Raw genomic sequence first — 15761 nt, forward strand, 5'->3', positions numbered from 1 at the left:
GCGGAACCGTGACCGGCACACCACACCGCGTCGAAACTCGAGCGCGGATCAGGCGTTGGCGGGTTTCTCGCGCGCCGTGCAGATGGCAAGCGGCGTCGCGCGCGCCAAGATGCCGGACGGGGTGGACTACGCCGCGGGACTCTCGCGGCGCGGCCTCGGCCAAAGGGAGAACTCCCGGGAATCGGGAATTGGTGTGAGAGGCTCTGAGTGCCGACGGGACCATACGCACGATGATCGACCACGCCCTGTTCGACCCGGCGACGATCGATCCCGAGACGCTCCGGCTCAATGCCGAGATCGTCTCGGCGCACGCCGCGCTGCCCGATCCCTGGTCGCTGCCGATCGCCGAGGTGCGCGAGCGGCGCCGTCTGGGCACCAAGGCGGCGCCCGCCATGCCGCACAGCGCCCGGGCCGAGTGGCTGACGATCGACGGGCCCGGCGGCCCGCTCAAGCTCCGCGTCGTCCGGCCCAAGCCCGGCACGAAGCTGCGCGGCGCCTACCTGCACATCCACCGCGGCGGCTGGGTCTGGGGCTCCGCCGACGAGCAGGATCCCTGGCTGGAGCGCATCGCCGACACCTGCGGCTTCGTCGCCCTGTCGGTCGAGTACCGCCTCGCCCCCGAGCACCCGTATCCGGCGGCGCTGCTCGACTGCGAGGCGGCGGCCCTGTGGCTGGCCGGTCCGGGCAAGACCGAGTTCGGCATCCACGCGCTGACCATCGGCGGCGAGTCGGTGGGGGCGCACCTCGCCGTGATGGTGCTGCTGCGGCTGCGCGACAAGCACAACCTGCCGCGGGCCTTCCGGGGCGCCAACCTCAACGCCGGCTTCTTCGATCTCGGTCTCACTCCATCGGTGCGGAACTGGGGCGAGGAGCGGCTGGTCGTGAACACCCGCGACCTGACCAAGTTCGCCGACGGCTACGTCCGGGAGGGCATCGACCGGCGCCGGCCGGACGTGTCGCCGATCTACGCCGACCTGAAGGGTCTGCCGCCGGCCCTGTTCACCATCGGCACCGCCGACCCACTCCTCGACGACACGCTGTACATGTCGGCGCGCTGGGCGGCGGCGGGCAATGGCGGCCACACGGCGATCTATCCCGGCGGCTGCCACGTCTTCGCCCGCTACCCGAGCCCGATGAGCGAGCGGGCGCTCGAGCTGATCGACCGCTTCCTGATGGCGCTCGCCTGAGCGACCCGTCCGAGATCCTGCCGGAGCGGTTCCGCGCCTGGTTCGCCGGGCGCGGCTGGGCGCCCCGATCGCACCAGCTCGATCTCCTGCGGATCGCCGGCGCCGGCCGCTCTGCCCTGCTGGTGGCGCCGACCGGGGCCGGCAAGACGCTGGCCGGCTTCCTGCCGAGCCTCGTGGCCCTCGCCGAGCGTGGCCCCCAGCGGAAGGCGGCGGGCCTCCACACCCTCTACGTCTCGCCCCTGAAGGCGCTCGCGGTCGACATCGCCCGCAACCTGGACGCGCCGATCGCCGAGATGGCGCTGCCGGTGCGCGTCGAGACCCGCACCGGCGACACCCCGGCCCACAAGCGCACCCGCCAGATCAGCCGGCCGCCGGACATCCTGCTGACCACGCCCGAGCAGCTGGCGCTGCTGATCGCCCATCGCGAGGCGGCGGAATTCTTCTCCGGATTGCGCTGCGTGGTGCTCGACGAGCTGCACGCGCTGGTGACCTCGAAGCGCGGCGACCTGCTGTCCCTGGCGCTGGCGCGGTTGCACCGGCTGAGCCCCGGCCTCGCGGCGATCGGGCTGTCGGCCACGGTGCGGGAACCGGACGAGCTGCGGAAGTACCTGGTGCCGCAGGGGCCGCTTCCCCCTCCTCCCGCCGCGCGCGGGGACGGCGCGTCCAGTCCTGACGCATCTCCTCCCCCACCCCGACCCTCTCCCGGACGGGACGGGGAGCCCGTCGCGCCGCCCATGGCCGATCTCGTCACCGTCGCCGGCGGCGCGAAGGCGGACCTGCGGATGCTCGATCTCGGCCGGGCGCTGCCGATCTCCGGCCACACCGCGTGGCACTCGATGCCGGCGATCTACGACCTCATCCGGGAGCACCGGACCACGCTGGTCTTCGTGAACACCCGCCTCCAGGCCGAGTACACGTTCCAGGAGCTGTGGCGGCTTAACGACGACGCCCTGCCGATCGCGATCCACCACGGCTCGCTCGACGCCCAGCAGCGTCGCCGGGTCGAGGCCGCGATGGCGGCGGGCCAGCTCCGGGCGATCGTCTGCACCGCGACCCTCGACCTCGGCATCGACTGGGGCGACGTCGACCTCGTGGTCAATGTCGGCGCGCCGAAGGGCGCCAGCCGCATCATGCAGCGGATCGGCCGGGCCAACCACCGCATGGACGAGCCCTCGAAGGCCTACCTCGTTCCGGGCAACCGCTTCGAGATGCTGGAGTGCCAGGCGGCCCTCGACGCCGTGGAGGAGGCCGCCCAGGACACGCCGGACGCCCGCCAGGGCGCCCTCGACGTCCTCGCCCAGCACGTCCTCGGCATGGCCTGCGCCGACGCCTTCGATCCGCTCCACCTCTACGACGAGATCGTCTCGGCCGCGCCCTACGCCGGGCTGACCTGGGAATCGTTCGAGCAGGTGGTCGACTACGTCGCCACCGGCGGCTACGCGCTGCGCGCCTACGAGCGCTTCGCCAAGATCCTGCGCGGTGCGGACGGGCTCTGGCGCGTGCGCGACGCCCGCACCGCCCAGGCCTACCGGATGAATGTCGGCACGATCGTCGAGGCGGCCCGGGTGAGGGTCCGCCTCGGCCGGACCCTGCGCGGCAAGCCCGGCACGGTGCTGCCGAAGACCGGCCGCGTGCTCGGGGAGATCGAGGACGAGTTCGCCGAGACGTTGACGGTCGGCGACACGTTCCTGTTCGCCGGCGAGACCCTGCGCTTCGAGGGGCTCGCCGAGGACGAGTGCCTCGTCACCCGCGCGCCGGCCGGCACCGACCCGGCGATCCCGTCCTACGCGGGCGCGAAGTTCCCGCTCTCGACTTTCCTGGCCGCCCGCGTGCGCGCGCTGATCGCCGACCCGTTCGAATGGGACCGCCTGCCCGAGCAGATCGGCGCCTACCTGCTCCAGCAGCGCCGCCGCTCCGTCCTGCCGGGCGAGCGCGACCTGCTGGTGGAGACCTTCCCGCGGGGCAAGCGCTACTACCTGACGGCCTTCCCGTTCGAGGGCCGCCTCGCCCACCAGACCCTCGGCATGCTGCTGACCCGGCGCCTGGAGCGTTCCGGCCTGCGCCCGCTCGGCTTCGCGGCCAACGATTACGGCATCGCCATCTGGTCGACCCGCGACGTCTCGGAGCGCGCCGCGATCGATCCGGACTTCATCGGCGACCTCTTCGCCGTCGACATGCTGGGCGACGATCTGGAGGCGTGGCTCGACGAATCGGCCATGATGAAGCGCACCTTCCGGCAATGCGCGGTGATCGCCGGGCTGATCGAGCGCCATCACCCGGGCCAGAAGAAGTCCGGCCGGCAGGTCACGATCTCGACCGACCTGATCTACGACGTGCTGCGCAAGCACCAGCCCGACCACCTGCTGCTGCGGGCCGCGCGGCAGGATGCGGCAACCGGACTCCTCGACGTGAGGCGCCTCGGCATGATGCTAGAGCGCATCCAGGGGCGAATCATCCACAGGTCTCTCGACCGGGTCTCGCCGCTCTCCGTATCCGTGATGCTCGAGATCGGGCGCGAGCGGGTCTACGGCGAGGGCGCCGACGAGATCCTGGCCGAGGCCGAGGCGGAGCTTCTCCAAGAGGCTCTGTCCTGACCGCCGATCCGCCCTCCCCCGACGACACCGAGGATGCGATCTTGGCGGCCGGCCTGAGACTCGAGAAGACTCACAAGCACCCCACCCTGATGCTCGCGGGCGAGACCCTGGTGCTGGACCTCTGCGGCGGCCTCTGGCTGCCCGAGCACCGGACGCTGATCGTGTCCGACCTCCACCTGGAGAAGGGCTCGTCCTACGCGGCCCGCTCCGGCCAGTTCCTGCCGCCCTACGACACCCGCGAGACGCTCGCCTGCCTGCACGAGGCGGTGGTGCGGCACGATCCGGCCCGGGTGGTGGCGCTGGGCGATTCCTTCCACGACGCCCGCGGTCCCGAGCGCATGGAGCCGGGCGACCGCGCCCTGGTGGCGGCCCTGCAGGAGGGGCGGGACTGGGTCTGGATCGCCGGCAACCACGACGCGGCCGTGAACGAGGGCGTCGGCGGCCGCTACGCGGACGCGCTGACGCTGGGGGGCCTCGTCCTGCGCCACGAGCCGAGCCCGGAGCCCGTGCCCGGCGAGATCGCCGGCCATCTCCATCCCTGCGGGAAGGTGGCGATGCGCGGGCGGGCGGTGCGCCGCCGCTGCTTCGTCACGGACGGCACCCGCCTCGTGATGCCGGCCTTCGGGGCCTACGCCGGCGGCCTGAACGTCCGCGACCGGGCGATCGAGAGCCTGTTCCCCGACGGCTTCACCGCCCATCTCCTCGGGGACGGGCGGGTCTTCGCCATCGGCCGGGCGCAGCTCGCCCGGGACTGAGCCGCCCGATCAGGCCGTCTTCATGAACCGGATCACGCTCTCCGACAGGCTCGTCGAGTGGCCGGCAAGGCTCTCGGCGATGCCCTGGACCGTTTGGGCGAGCTGACCGGTGGCGTTGGCGGCCTCCGAGACGCCGCCGATATTGCCCGCCATCTCGTGGGTCGAGACCGCCTGCTCCTCGACGGCGCTCGCCATCGCCAGGGTGAGCTTGGACAATTCGTCCACCGCGGCCGTGATCATCTCGATGGCGCCGACCGCCTCGCCGGTCGCGCTCTGGATCGCCGAGACCTGCTGCGTGATCTCGCCGGTCGCCTTCGCGGTCTGCTCGGCGAGCGCCTTCACCTCGGAGGCCACCACGGCGAAGCCGCGCCCGGCGGCGCCCGCGCGGGCCGCCTCGATCGTGGCGTTCAGGGCGAGCAGGTTGGTCTGGTCGGCGATCGACTTGATCATGCCCACCACCGCGTCGACCTTGCGGGCGTTCTCGGCGAGCTGGCGCATGGTCGCGTCGGTGGTCCCCGCCTGAGCGGCGATCTGCTGCGCGCGCTCCGAGACCCGCCCGACCTGGCCGGAGATCTCCTGGATCGCGCCGTTCATCTGCTCGGAGTTCGACGCGACCGACGACGCCTTGTGACGCGCGGATTCGGCCGACTGCATCAGGCCCACGGCCGAGCTCTGCATCTCCTGGATGGCGGAGCCGACGGCCTCGACGACCCGCTTGACGTCGGTCTCCATGTTCACCTGCGCGGTGACGACCGCCCAGGTCAGCATCGGACCGAGGTACTGCCCCTTCTCGTCGTTCACGGCCGTGACTCGCAGGTTGAGGGTCTCGGGCCCGACCTTGATCTTGGTGCTGTGCGGCAGCCGGCTCGCGTCGGCCAGCATGGTGCGCTGGTGGCTGGGGTTCTTGTGGAAGATGTCGAACGAGCGGCCGAGCATGTCGTCGACCTTCACCGGCAGGTGCTGGTCGATCGTGCCGAGCGTCTTGCGCGACGTGGCGTTCATGTAGTCGATCTTGAAGTTGTCCTTCAGATCGGCCGTCATGACCGCCACCGGAACGTTGTCGATCATCGTCAGGAGCCGGTTGATCTCCTTCTTCTTCGCCGAGATATCCGCGGCGAACTTGACGACCTTGATGGGCTTGCCGCGCGCGTCGAGGACAGGATTATACGTGGCCTCGAGCCAGACCGAGTCGCCCTCCTTGTCGAGGCGCAGGAACTCGCCCGTGACGTACTGGCCGTCCTTCAGCTTGCTCCAGAACGACGCGTAGTCAGCGGATTCGGCATAGCTCTTGTCGACGAAGATGCGGTGATGGCGGTTCTGGACGTCGCTGAGGCTGTATTTCATCAATCGCAGAAAGTTCTCGTTCGCGTGAAGGACCGTTCCGTCCATCGAGAACTCGATGATCGCCAGCGAGCGGTCGAGCGCGTCGATCTTGGCCTGGGCTTCATTGAAAACAGTGCGATTGAACATGGTGCTGCTCGCGTTCCCCCGGTGTCGGGTATAGCGTCGCAGCGTTAATGAAATCCTTATTTCGGCATTCGTCCAGATTAAGGGTTGTCTGGCAGAGAGCGAATGCTTGAAGCGCCGCGCGCTCTGCGCGCCCGGGTCCGGATCGACGCCGTCGGCGAGATTGTATTCAAGTATAAATGCCGTCAGATCCGAAGCATGCTTGTAAATATTAGAACCAGCCGCGCATGCGAAAGTATACGATCGGTGCGACCGCGCTGATGAGGATCAGGCCGAGCGCGTAGGGATATCCGAGCGCCCAATCCAGCTCGGGCATGTGCTTGAAATTCATGCCGTAGATCGACGCGATCAGCGTCGGCGGGACGCCGACCACCGAGACGACGGTGAGGACCCGGAAGACGTTGTTCTGCTCGATCGTGATCAGGCCGAGCGCGGCGTCGAGCAGGAACTGCACGTTCTCGGCGAGCCGGGTCTCGAACTCGTCGAGGGATTCGATGTCCCGCTTGATCGTCTCGAAGCGCGCATCCTCCGGCAGGCCGAGGCTGTCGCAGGCCGCGGCGACGAACGGGATGATCCGTTCGAGCCCGAGCAGGCTCGACCGGATCTTGCCCAGAACCTTCCCGCGGTTGCTGATGCCGCGCAGGATCCGCCGCAGGGCGAGGTCGCGGCGCCGGGGCGGCGGCCTCTCCAGGCGCCGCCGCTCGGCGCCGCGGACGTCGAAGTCGAAGATGCGGGTCGAGAGCGTGTCGAGCTCGGAGCCCATATCCTCGAGGGCGTCGGCGAGGCTGTCGACCAGTTCCTCCAGCACGACGAGGAAGATCTCGCTCGGCGTCGTGCTGCCGTCGCCGTCGGCGATGCGCTTCGCGGACGCCTCGATGGCGCGCAGGTCGTGGAAGCGGATCGTGACGAGGTGATCCTTGGTCAGCAGGAAGCCCAGCGGCTTTAGCTGCGACGCGCTCTGCTCGAACGTGATCATCGGGGTCGAGAGTGAGAGGCCGCCCTTCACGCGGCGCAGGCGGCTCGACGTCTCGACCTCCGAGAGCGCCGCCCGCGACGGCACCCGCAGGCCGGTCGCGGCCTCGACCGCCGCAGCCTCTTCCGGCGTGGGGTCGTTCAGGTCGAGCCACACGGTGTCGCGCGCGATCGGGCCGCCGGGTCGCAGCGCCACCGGGCCTTCGGGTCCGTGCAGGCTCAGCATGAGAGCGCGTTATCCATGAGGGGGAACGGGGCCGCCAGCGCGTCATCGCACCGTCGCGCGGGGGTGCGACAGCCTTGACTCGGAACCCGCCCGCGCCTATCTCGCGGCCGTCTTTGGCACTCGCCGAGACAGAGTGCTAACAGTCGAGTTTGCGAGCGGTCCCGCCGGCCGCATCAACGCCAACTCAAGACCTGAAGCAAGAGGGCAGCTCATGAAGTTCCGTCCGCTGCACGACCGCGTGGTCGTCCGTCGCATCGAAGGCGAAGAGAAGACCAAGGGCGGCATCATCATCCCGGACACCGCCAAGGAGAAGCCGCAGGAGGGCGAGGTCGTCGCCGTCGGTCCCGGCGCCCGCGACGAGGCCGGCCGCGTCAACGCGCTCGACGTGAAGGCTGGCGACCGCGTCCTGTTCGGCAAGTGGTCCGGCACCGAGGTCAAGATCGACGGTCAGGACCTCCTGATCATGAAGGAATCCGACATCATGGGCGTCGTCGCCGCCTGATCGGGTCACCCGCCATCGCCCTTTGAGGCCGTCCCGGACTCGGGGTTCAACAACCAGCTAAGAGGCACACAATGGCAGCGAAAGACGTTCGTTTCTCCGCCGACGCCCGCGATAAGATGCTGCGCGGCGTCGACATCCTCGCCGACGCGGTGAAGGTGACGCTCGGCCCGAAGGGCCGCAACGTCGTGATCGAGAAGAGCTTCGGCGCCCCGCGCATCACCAAGGACGGTGTGACGGTCGCCAAGGAGATCGAGCTCGCCGACAAGTTCGAGAACATGGGCGCCCAGATGGTGCGCGAAGTGGCCTCGAAGACCAACGACATCGCGGGTGACGGCACCACCACCGCGACCGTGCTGGCCCAGGCCATCGTCCGCGAGGGCGCCAAGTACGTCGCCGCCGGCATCAACCCGATGGACCTGAAGCGCGGCATCGACCTCGCCACCCAGGCCGCCGTGAAGGACATCATCGCGCGCGCCAAGAAGGTCTCGACCTCCGACGAGGTCGCCCAGGTCGGCACGATCTCCGCCAACGGCGACAAAGAGATCGGCGAGATGATCGCCCACGCCATGCAGAAGGTGGGCAACGAGGGCGTGATCACGGTCGAGGAGGCCAAGACGGCCGAGACCGAGCTCGACGTCGTCGAGGGCATGCAGTTCGACCGCGGCTACCTCTCCCCGTACTTCATCACGAACGCGGAGAAGATGGTCGCCGAGCTCGAGGACCCCTACATCCTCATCCACGAGAAGAAGCTCTCGTCGCTCCAGGCCATGCTGCCGGTGCTCGAGGCGGTTGTTCAGACCGGCAAGCCGCTCCTGATCATCGCCGAGGACATCGAGGGCGAGGCTCTGGCCACCCTCGTCGTCAACAAGCTCCGCGGCGGCCTCAAGGTCGCGGCCGTCAAGGCGCCGGGCTTCGGTGACCGCCGGAAGGCGATGCTCGAGGACATCGCGATCCTGACCAAGGGCCAGATGATCGCCGAGGACCTCGGCATCAAGCTCGAGAACGTGACGCTCCCCATGCTCGGCCGCGCCAAGCGCGTGCGCATCGAGAAGGAGAACACCACGATCATCGACGGCGTCGGCGAGAAGTCCGACATCGAGGGCCGCATCTCGCAGATCAAGGCGCAGATCGAGGAGACCACCTCGGACTACGACCGCGAGAAGCTCCAGGAGCGCCTGGCCAAGCTCGCGGGCGGCGTCGCGGTGATCCGCGTCGGCGGCGCGACCGAGGTCGAGGTGAAGGAGAAGAAGGACCGCGTCGACGACGCCCTCAACGCCACCCGCGCGGCGGTCGAGGAAGGCATCGTCCCGGGCGGCGGCACCGCGCTGCTGCGCGCCAAGAAGGCGGTCGCCGAGCTGAAGTCCGAGATCCCGGACGTGCAGGCCGGCATCAAGATCGTCCTGAAGGCGCTCGAGGCCCCGCTCCGCCAGATCGCCCAGAACGCGGGCGTGGAAGGCTCGATCGTGGTCGGCAAGATCACCGACAACACCTCCTCGGAGACCTTCGGCTTCAACGCCCAGACCGAAGAGTACGTCGACATGATCCAGGCCGGCATCGTCGACCCGGCCAAGGTGGTGCGCACCGCCCTGCAGGACGCGGCCTCGGTCGCCGGTCTGCTGGTGACCACCGAGGCGATGGTCGCCGACGCGCCGAAGAAGGACAGCCCCGCTCCGGCCATGCCGGGCGGCGGCATGGGCGGCATGGACTTCTAAGTCCGAGCCATCCGCTGAGACGAAGGAAGGGGGTCGCCGCGAGGCGGCCCCTTTTCTCTTGGCGCCGGCCTGCCGCGGTGGCCCGCGGGGCGCTGGCCGGTCAGAGGCCGCGACGCGACGCTTCGGCCGCGAGACGCGCCCGCACGGTGGCGATCAAGGATTGCCGGACGCGCTCCGTCGCCTGGAACGGGATATCGAAGTTCAGGCCGTGGTAGATCAGGGATCGGATGCTGTCCTGATCGGGATCGTCCGCGCCTGTCTGCATGAAGTCGAGGATCCAGGCATGGATCGCCGCGTGGTCGGACGTGTCGGGATCCGCGGCGAGGACCAAGTGGCCGCCGTGAATCCAGTCATCGCGCAGGATTGCGGACACTTCGTCCGATGCAGGCATGACCTCACCTCGCGGCTCTGCCCGGTGCGGCCGGGACGATAGAGTTTTCGCGCGCGCCGATCCCGTTCTCCACCAGCGACCGCGGAGCTTCGACGCCGCGTCACCTGTACGTCGGCGCCTCGCCCGGCCGCGATGTGGCGCGGCGGTCCGGGCGGTGGGCGATCAACAAAAAACGGGACGGCTCGCGCCGTCCCGTTCAGGGGCCTAATTATCGGCCAAGGAAGATCGAAGCCAGTCGCTGGAGCAGGCCCCGCGGTGCGGGCGGAGGCTCGCTCTGCCCAGGACCGTCCCCGATCTAAGCGTTGGCGGCGAAGGGGTGCTGCGCCGAGTTGCGCTGCTCGGTGACCGTCGAGGCCTTCGGCTCGCCGTTCACGGCGCGCTGGATCGACAGCTTGGTGGCCTCGTAGTTGTACTTCTGGATCTTGGCGTCGTCGGCCGCCTCCCAGTGGATGAACACGCCGACCAGGATGTACAGGTCGTCGGCCTCGTCCGCCGGGATGATGCCCTCGGCCACCGCGTCCTGCACGGCCTTGGCAACGCCGTGCTGGGCCGGGCCGAACATCTGGACGGCCTGACGGGCGTCGTTGATGGTGACCTTGTTGAACATCAGGGTGTTCGGCTTGCACGGCAGGTTCGGCGCGATGACCGCGAGCAGGCTGGTGAAGCCGTGCTTGTTGTTCACGAGGCCGTTGCAGAAAGCCGTCTCGGCCGGCGAACCGCGCGGTCCGATGATGAGGTCGATGTGGGCGACCTCGTTGCCGTCGCCGACGAGCGCTTCGCCGACCTGAACCTTGGTGATCTTCGCCATTCGGTGTCTCTCCCTGGATTCCGAAATAGAGCCGCGCGCCGGGCGGTGCCGCGGCCGGGAAGCCATCCTTGTTATCGGCGCCCGACCATGCCGGCCGAGCCGGTTGGGCCGAGCCGGTTGGGCCGGACAGCGCGGCGGACCCTACAGCGGGCCCCTGCGGCTCACAACCCGCGCAAGGCCCTGACACGAAGGAATTTCCATCCGCCCGGCGCTATGGACACCGGATCGTGCACGCGGCTCAGGCCAGCCGGGCGCCGGCGCCCGCGAGCGCGTCCCAGAACAGCGTCGCGACGGTGAAATCCGCGCTCGTGCCGGGATTGATCGACCGCGCCTTCAGCGACGCGTCGAGGGCCAGCAGCGCGTCGACCGGCCGCGCGGCGAGGTCGATCCCGGCGAGTGCCGCCTCGACTTCCCGGCGGACGCCCTCGGCCGCGGCCGCGCCGTGCTTGCGCGCGACGTGGCTGTCCGGGACGGCGCGCAGGAAGGCGAGGTGGATCGCGGTCGTGCACCAGGTCGGGTCGAGCCCGGCGGCGCGGGCTTCGCGCAGGGCCGCGAGCCCGATCGCCGGCACGTCCGCGAAACCCGTGACGTAGGCGCGGGCGATCCGGTCCCGGTCGGCGGCCTCTGCCATGGCGTCGCGCAGGGCGCCAGGCGCCGCCTCGGCGACGTCGTGCCGGGCGGCCTCGCCGAGGCCGCCCGGATTCGCGCGGCGGATGCCCGCGAAGACGGCCTCCGAATCCGCGCCGTCCAGCGTGTCGAGCACCGCAGCGACGGTCCGGTCCTCCTCGGCCGCGACCGCGAGCGGCGCGCAGAGCAGCAGGATGCCGAGATTGGTGTTCTGGCCCACCGCCGCCACGGTGGCGGCAACGCCGTCGCGGACCCGCGCCCCGACGCCCGTGCCCGGGCGGGCCAGGGGCGGGGCCGAGACGTCGGCGCTCGTGACGAAATCCGCCAGCACCATGCGGTGGCCGGGCGCGTAGGCGTGGACGTTGCCGGGCTTGAGGGCGTCGAGCTCCGCGAGGCAGGCCGCCCGGTAGAGCGTGCCGATCAGCGCCGCGTCGAGGCCGGCCCCGCTCATACCACCACGAGCCGGGGGCGGCTGGCGCCGCGGGCCGCGGCGAGGAAGCCGCGCACCACCGCGGCGGCGATGTCGGCCTCGCACACGGTCTGGAGCCCCGACCAGGCCGGCATGGAATTGACCTCGAGGACCGAGAACCCGCCCTCCCCGTCCTCGACGAGGTCGACGCCGGAATAGTCGACGCCGACCGCGGTGGCGGCGGCCTCGGCCAGCTCGGCGGCGGCGCGCGGCATCGCCCAGGGCAGCGGCCGGCCGCCCCTGTGGACGTTGGTGATCCAGCCGTCGCCCTCGCGGATCATGCCGGCGATCGCCCGGCCGTCGCAGACGAACACCCGGTAGTCGCGCCACAGGCCGTCCCGGCGCGGCACGTAGCGCTGGAGGTAGTAGACCCGGGCCACCGCCTCCTCGTCGGGCAGGTCCTCAGGGCGCTCGATCAGGGCGAGCCCCTCCCCCTGCGAGCCGAACAGCGGCTTCAGGACCAGCGGCGCGCCCGGCCGCGCCTCGGCGGCGACCAGGGCCGCGGCCGCCTCGCGCTTCGAGAACACCCAGGTCGCCGGGGTCGGCAGGCCGGCCCGGTCGATGAGCAGCGAGGTCGCCGCCTTGTCGACCGAGCGCTCGATCGCGGTCGGCGCGTTCCAGACGGTGACCCCCGCGGCGACCAGGGCGTGCAGAACGCCCAGCCGCATCGTCGTCGCCTCGAAGGTGCCGCCCGCGATGGTCCGCATCAGCACGCCGTCCGGCAGCGCGTCGGCGAAGCCCGGCACGCGCAGCGGCTCGCCGCCGCCCGTGACCACGGCCACGTCGGCGAGGGAGAACAGCACCGGCTCGACGCCGCTCGCGCGCAGGGCCGCGAGCAGGCGGTTCTTGTGCCAGGTGCCGTTATCGGCCGCGAGCCCGATGCGCATGGGGGTCCTGATCGTCACGGGGCCGCCCGCCTCCGGGGCGGCCCGAGGTTCTGTCGCTCGGTGGATCGGACTGGGGTCCCCGCCGCGCGGGAGGGGCGCCCCGCGTGCCCTCAGGCGAAGGACGCTTCGACCAGCGTCGGCTCCAGGCGGCCGCCGCGGTAGGTCGCGCCGGAGCGCACCGACGTGACGATCGCCTCGGCCGGCGAGAACAGGGCGCCGTCGATCTTGTAGAAGTCGCCGTTCACCCGCGCGAAGATGTCGGCAAAGGGCGCGCCGTGGTCGCTCGAGGTCGTGGAGGGCAATTGCTCGGCGAGCTGCTTCGCGTCGGCATCGTCGGCGTCCACGAAGAGCTGGACCCGGCCGCCGTAGATGATCGCGTCGTTGGTCCGGCCCATCGCCTTGATGAAGTCCGGGTGCGGCGGCGACAGCGGCGCCGAGCCGATCCCGTCCACGATGGCGTGCAGGTCGAAGCCGACCGTGTGGGCCTTGTGGAGGGCGACCTCCAGGACGCGGGCCACGACCTGCGTGGAGCCGGCGAGGCTCTGGGTCGGCGCGAAGATGAAGGTCAGGTCCTCGGGCTTAAGGCCGGAGGCCTCCGCGACCTTGGCGACGACGCTCTCGGGCGGTCCGCCGGCCGCTTCCAGCACGAGGGCGGTCTTCGTGGCGGAATCGCGGAAGCCGAGTTCCTGATACAGCTCCTCGACGGCCGCCACCGCGCGGCCCGGGCCCGAGCCGAGGGCGAAGAAGCCCGAATCCCCGGTCTCGTCCGCGAGGCTCCAGCCCGCGTACTGGCTGCCGAGGCAGGCGAGCACCGGGTCGGCGGAATGCACCGTCACCGAGTAGGGCCAGGACGCGATCGGCCCGCTCGGCGCGATCGTGACGGTGCCGAGGCCGCCGAGGCAGATCTCGGCGATGCGCCGCCCGGCCTCGATCGAGCCCCGCGCCTGGGCGCCGGCATCGACCATGCGGGCGCCGCCGGCAGCCTGCGACACGGACAGCCGCAGGGTCGCGGCGTCGGCCACGAGCCGCTCGACCAGGGGGCCGGAGAGCGCGTTGATGCTGGGATAGGACGGGCTGGCACTCATGACGGGGCTTCCTCGGGGTGTGTTTTCTTCGCCGCGCAGACAGCCCGCAGGTGTGCCGTCCGCGTTTCCAACAGGGCGAGCACCTCCGCCCGGTCCGCGCCTTCGGCCAGCACCGTGCAGAGCGGCGCGTCGCGGCGGACCACCGAGCCGGGGCACGGGCGGTCGCGCACGCAGTCCGGCCAATCGAGGTCCGGCACAGGCGCAAGCTCACGGTCCGCGTAACAGATCTGCGCGGCCGCCGCACCCGCCGGATGCGGGCCGGGCTCCGGCATCGTGCCGAGGCAGGCGGCGATGTGGGCCGCGAGCAGCGGCGTCCCGCGCCGGTCGAGGACGTCGAGGGTCGCGCCGGGCCTCGGGTTGATCTCCGTGAGCCACCACTGGGTCCCGTCGACCAGCAGGTCGGCGCTGGCGAGGCCGCGCAGGCCCGTCGCGGCGACGATCCGCTCGGTCCCGGCGGCGACGGCCTGCACGACGTGGGCGGGGAGCGCCGGGGATTCGCCGGCGCCGCAGGCGAGCGCCCCGGCGTAACGGAACGGCCGGATCGGCGACGGCGCGCACCATTGCTCGGTGACCGCGAGGACACGGATCGTTCGGCCGTCGGCGAGGACGTTCAGGGCGTGGGGCCGCCCCGGCACGCGCGCCTGGAGATAGTGGCCCGCCGGCGCGGGCGACCGGGTGGCCGGCCGGATGTGGCTGCCGCCGGAACCCCCGATCCGCTTGACCAACCAGCCCGCGGGGTCCGCCGGCGGCGCGGCCGCCACGGCCGGATGCGGCACGCCGAGGCGCGCGCACAGGGCCGCGAAGGCCACGGGATCCTTCAGGGCGGCGACGGTCCCGGCCGAGGCGCCGATGAGCCGGTGCCGCGCGGAGAGGCGCGCGATCAGGTCGGGGGCATCCTCGAAGCCGCTGCCCAGGATCAGGCCGACCGGGTTCCCGGCCAGCGCCGCGAGGTCGTCGAGCGCCGCCAGGGTGGCGTCGGCGGCGGGGCCGGTGCCGAAGCGGCCCGGCAGTTGCCGGTAGGCCTCGGCCAGCGCGCGGGTGTCGGAATCGCCGAACAGGTCGGCGACGTAGGGCCGAAGCCCCGCGCGCCGCGCCGCCTCGGCCAGGGCGCGCCCGGCCTGCGCGGCGATCAGGACCGCGTCCGCCATCGGCATCCGGTCCGGGAGCGGCCTAGCCGGCGATCTCCACGGCGAGCTCGTAAGCGTCGCGGAAGTCGAGGCACAGCGGCGTGTCGGAGGCGAGCATCCGGTCGAACAGGCGCCGCTGCGTCTTGTATTTCACGTCGCCGACGGCCAGCGCGCCGATACCGACCCCCTTGCCGGTGGGCAGCGCGACGTCCACCGCGTTGACGTCGATCCCCGCGATGCCGGCGGGCGGCACGGCGTTGACGTCGGACGCCACGAGCAGCTTCGGCGCGGATTTCAGATCCTCCGCGGTGAGGATCGGGATGCCCGCCGGGCCGGCCGAGAGGATGACGTCGGCGTCGCGGATGGCCGCGCGGCGATCGTCGGGCGTCGTGCCGTCGACGGCGCCGACCTCGATGCCGAAGCGCCACTTCATCGTGAAGGCGATCTTCGAGACGCGCTCCTCGCCGTCGTGGCCGACCAGGACGGTGGTCGCGCCCTGCAGGGCGCCGATCACCGCGGCCACGTAGGCGACGACGCCCGCGCCGCCGAAGATCACGATGCGCTTGCCCTTGAGGTCGGTGTTGAACTTCTGCCGCAGGGCGCGGGAGACCTGCGCCACCATGGCGGCGCCGGTGGTGAACGAGCCCGCCGGGTCGGCGAAGACGTGGTTCACGAAGGGCGGCACGAAGGCCTTCTTGGCGCGGTCGACCATGTCGAGGGCGTCCTCGGCGTTCTTGCCGCCGATGAAGATGCCCGTCCGCGTCCCGTCGGCCGGCGACCGCGAGAAGATCGAATCCTGCGTCAGGGTGACGACGTCGGCGAGGCTGACCTCCGCGTAGGTCACCACCGTCTCGAAGCCGGCATCCACGGCCATGTTCACGTCGAACGGGCTCATGTGCCGGAGCGGCGTCAGCATGTGGAGGATCGAGCGGGCCATGGAATCCTCGTGCGG

Annotated in this window: 14 protein-coding genes; 5 read left to right on the forward strand and 9 right to left on the reverse strand. The window is 71.0% G+C overall.

Going from position 1 to position 15761, the window contains the following annotated elements; genetic code table 11:
- Positions 1 to 230 precede the first annotated feature (230 nt).
- The 3 genes from ABIC30_RS05220 to pdeM are packed head-to-tail and all read left to right on the forward strand — an operon-like array spanning position 231 to position 4536.
- On the forward strand, positions 231 to 1187 hold the full coding sequence (locus ABIC30_RS05220) for an alpha/beta hydrolase (RefSeq protein WP_020093562.1): 957 nt from the start codon (positions 231 to 233) through the stop codon (positions 1185 to 1187).
- Positions 1184 to 3781, forward strand: a complete 2598-nt coding sequence (locus ABIC30_RS05225) for a ligase-associated DNA damage response DEXH box helicase (RefSeq protein WP_026604995.1) — start codon at positions 1184 to 1186, stop codon at positions 3779 to 3781. The genes ABIC30_RS05220 and ABIC30_RS05225 overlap by 4 nt, the downstream gene beginning before the upstream one ends.
- 41 nt (positions 3782 to 3822) lie before the next feature.
- Positions 3823 to 4536: a ligase-associated DNA damage response endonuclease PdeM gene (pdeM, locus tag ABIC30_RS05230; RefSeq protein WP_020093564.1), complete on the forward strand. Its 714-nt coding sequence runs from the start codon at positions 3823 to 3825 to the stop codon at positions 4534 to 4536.
- Positions 4537 to 4545: 9 nt separating this feature from the next.
- Here the strand turns inward: pdeM and ABIC30_RS05235 are convergent, their stop codons facing one another.
- Both ABIC30_RS05235 and ABIC30_RS05240 read right to left on the reverse strand, forming a co-directional pair.
- Positions 4546 to 6006 (reverse strand): methyl-accepting chemotaxis protein, encoded by a 1461-nt coding sequence (locus ABIC30_RS05235; RefSeq protein WP_331326421.1) that lies wholly within the window; start codon positions 6004 to 6006, stop codon positions 4546 to 4548.
- Between the two features lie 208 nt (positions 6007 to 6214).
- Complete coding sequence (locus ABIC30_RS05240) at positions 6215 to 7201, reverse strand: CorA family divalent cation transporter (RefSeq protein WP_331326422.1); 987 nt, start codon at positions 7199 to 7201, stop codon at positions 6215 to 6217.
- Between the two features lie 211 nt (positions 7202 to 7412).
- On the opposite strand from ABIC30_RS05240, the gene groES reads away from it, so the two are divergent.
- Together groES and groL are read left to right on the forward strand one after the other, a co-directional pair.
- Positions 7413 to 7703 (forward strand): co-chaperone GroES, encoded by a 291-nt coding sequence (gene groES / locus ABIC30_RS05245; protein ID WP_020093567.1) that lies wholly within the window; start codon positions 7413 to 7415, stop codon positions 7701 to 7703.
- Positions 7704 to 7774: 71 nt separating this feature from the next.
- Positions 7775 to 9415 (forward strand): chaperonin GroEL, encoded by a 1641-nt coding sequence (groL, locus tag ABIC30_RS05250; RefSeq protein WP_132366947.1) that lies wholly within the window; start codon positions 7775 to 7777, stop codon positions 9413 to 9415.
- 100 nt (positions 9416 to 9515) lie between these two features.
- On the opposite strand, the gene ABIC30_RS05255 is transcribed toward groL, so the two are convergent.
- The 7 genes from ABIC30_RS05255 to ABIC30_RS05285 form a co-directional block, all read right to left on the reverse strand.
- On the reverse strand, positions 9516 to 9806 hold the full coding sequence (locus ABIC30_RS05255) for a hypothetical protein (RefSeq protein WP_331326423.1): 291 nt from the start codon (positions 9804 to 9806) through the stop codon (positions 9516 to 9518).
- A 295-nt stretch (positions 9807 to 10101) separates the two neighbouring features.
- Positions 10102 to 10614: a 5,6,7,8-tetrahydromethanopterin hydro-lyase gene (gene fae, locus ABIC30_RS05260; protein ID WP_012317540.1), complete on the reverse strand. Its 513-nt coding sequence runs from the start codon at positions 10612 to 10614 to the stop codon at positions 10102 to 10104.
- Between the two features lie 238 nt (positions 10615 to 10852).
- Positions 10853 to 11692, reverse strand: coding sequence for a triphosphoribosyl-dephospho-CoA synthase (locus tag ABIC30_RS05265; protein ID WP_354454308.1), 840 nt, complete (start codon positions 11690 to 11692; stop codon positions 10853 to 10855).
- Positions 11689 to 12597, reverse strand: coding sequence for an ATP-grasp domain-containing protein (locus ABIC30_RS05270; protein ID WP_331326599.1), 909 nt, complete (start codon positions 12595 to 12597; stop codon positions 11689 to 11691). Before ABIC30_RS05270 ends, ABIC30_RS05265 begins: the two co-directional genes overlap by 4 nt.
- A 110-nt stretch (positions 12598 to 12707) precedes the next feature.
- Complete coding sequence (mch, locus tag ABIC30_RS05275) at positions 12708 to 13682, reverse strand: methenyltetrahydromethanopterin cyclohydrolase (RefSeq protein ID WP_331326424.1); 975 nt, start codon at positions 13680 to 13682, stop codon at positions 12708 to 12710.
- Positions 13679 to 14830: an ATP-grasp domain-containing protein gene (locus ABIC30_RS05280; protein ID WP_354454310.1), complete on the reverse strand. Its 1152-nt coding sequence runs from the start codon at positions 14828 to 14830 to the stop codon at positions 13679 to 13681. Before ABIC30_RS05280 ends, mch begins: the two co-directional genes overlap by 4 nt.
- A 22-nt stretch (positions 14831 to 14852) precedes the next feature.
- Complete coding sequence (locus tag ABIC30_RS05285) at positions 14853 to 15746, reverse strand: NAD(P)-dependent methylenetetrahydromethanopterin dehydrogenase (RefSeq protein ID WP_056521160.1); 894 nt, start codon at positions 15744 to 15746, stop codon at positions 14853 to 14855.
- Positions 15747 to 15761 lie beyond the last annotated feature (15 nt).

Source organism: Methylobacterium sp. 1030 (assembly GCF_040544715.1).
GTDB lineage: Bacteria > Pseudomonadota > Alphaproteobacteria > Rhizobiales > Beijerinckiaceae > Methylobacterium.

Excerpts from the sequence above, each read along its gene's own strand:
- ABIC30_RS05285 (WP_056521160.1), bottom strand. The coding sequence starts at position 15,746 with ATGGCCCGCTCGATCCTCCACATGCTGACGCCGCTCCGGCACATGAGC.
- ABIC30_RS05270 (WP_331326599.1), bottom strand. The coding sequence starts at position 12,597 with ATGCGCATCGGGCTCGCGGCCGATAACGGCACCTGGCACAAGAACCGC.
- mch (WP_331326424.1), bottom strand. The coding sequence starts at position 13,682 with ATGAGTGCCAGCCCGTCCTATCCCAGCATCAACGCGCTCTCCGGCCCC.
- ABIC30_RS05265 (WP_354454308.1), bottom strand. The coding sequence starts at position 11,692 with ATGAGCGGGGCCGGCCTCGACGCGGCGCTGATCGGCACGCTCTACCGG.
- ABIC30_RS05255 (WP_331326423.1), bottom strand. The coding sequence starts at position 9,806 with ATGCCTGCATCGGACGAAGTGTCCGCAATCCTGCGCGATGACTGGATT.
- groES (WP_020093567.1), top strand. The coding sequence starts at position 7,413 with ATGAAGTTCCGTCCGCTGCACGACCGCGTGGTCGTCCGTCGCATCGAA.
- fae (WP_012317540.1), bottom strand. The coding sequence starts at position 10,614 with ATGGCGAAGATCACCAAGGTTCAGGTCGGCGAAGCGCTCGTCGGCGAC.
- ABIC30_RS05280 (WP_354454310.1), bottom strand. The coding sequence starts at position 14,830 with ATGGCGGACGCGGTCCTGATCGCCGCGCAGGCCGGGCGCGCCCTGGCC.
- ABIC30_RS05235 (WP_331326421.1), bottom strand. The coding sequence starts at position 6,006 with ATGTTCAATCGCACTGTTTTCAATGAAGCCCAGGCCAAGATCGACGCG.
- groL (WP_132366947.1), top strand. The coding sequence starts at position 7,775 with ATGGCAGCGAAAGACGTTCGTTTCTCCGCCGACGCCCGCGATAAGATG.
- ABIC30_RS05240 (WP_331326422.1), bottom strand. The coding sequence starts at position 7,201 with ATGCTGAGCCTGCACGGACCCGAAGGCCCGGTGGCGCTGCGACCCGGC.
- ABIC30_RS05220 (WP_020093562.1), top strand. The coding sequence starts at position 231 with ATGATCGACCACGCCCTGTTCGACCCGGCGACGATCGATCCCGAGACG.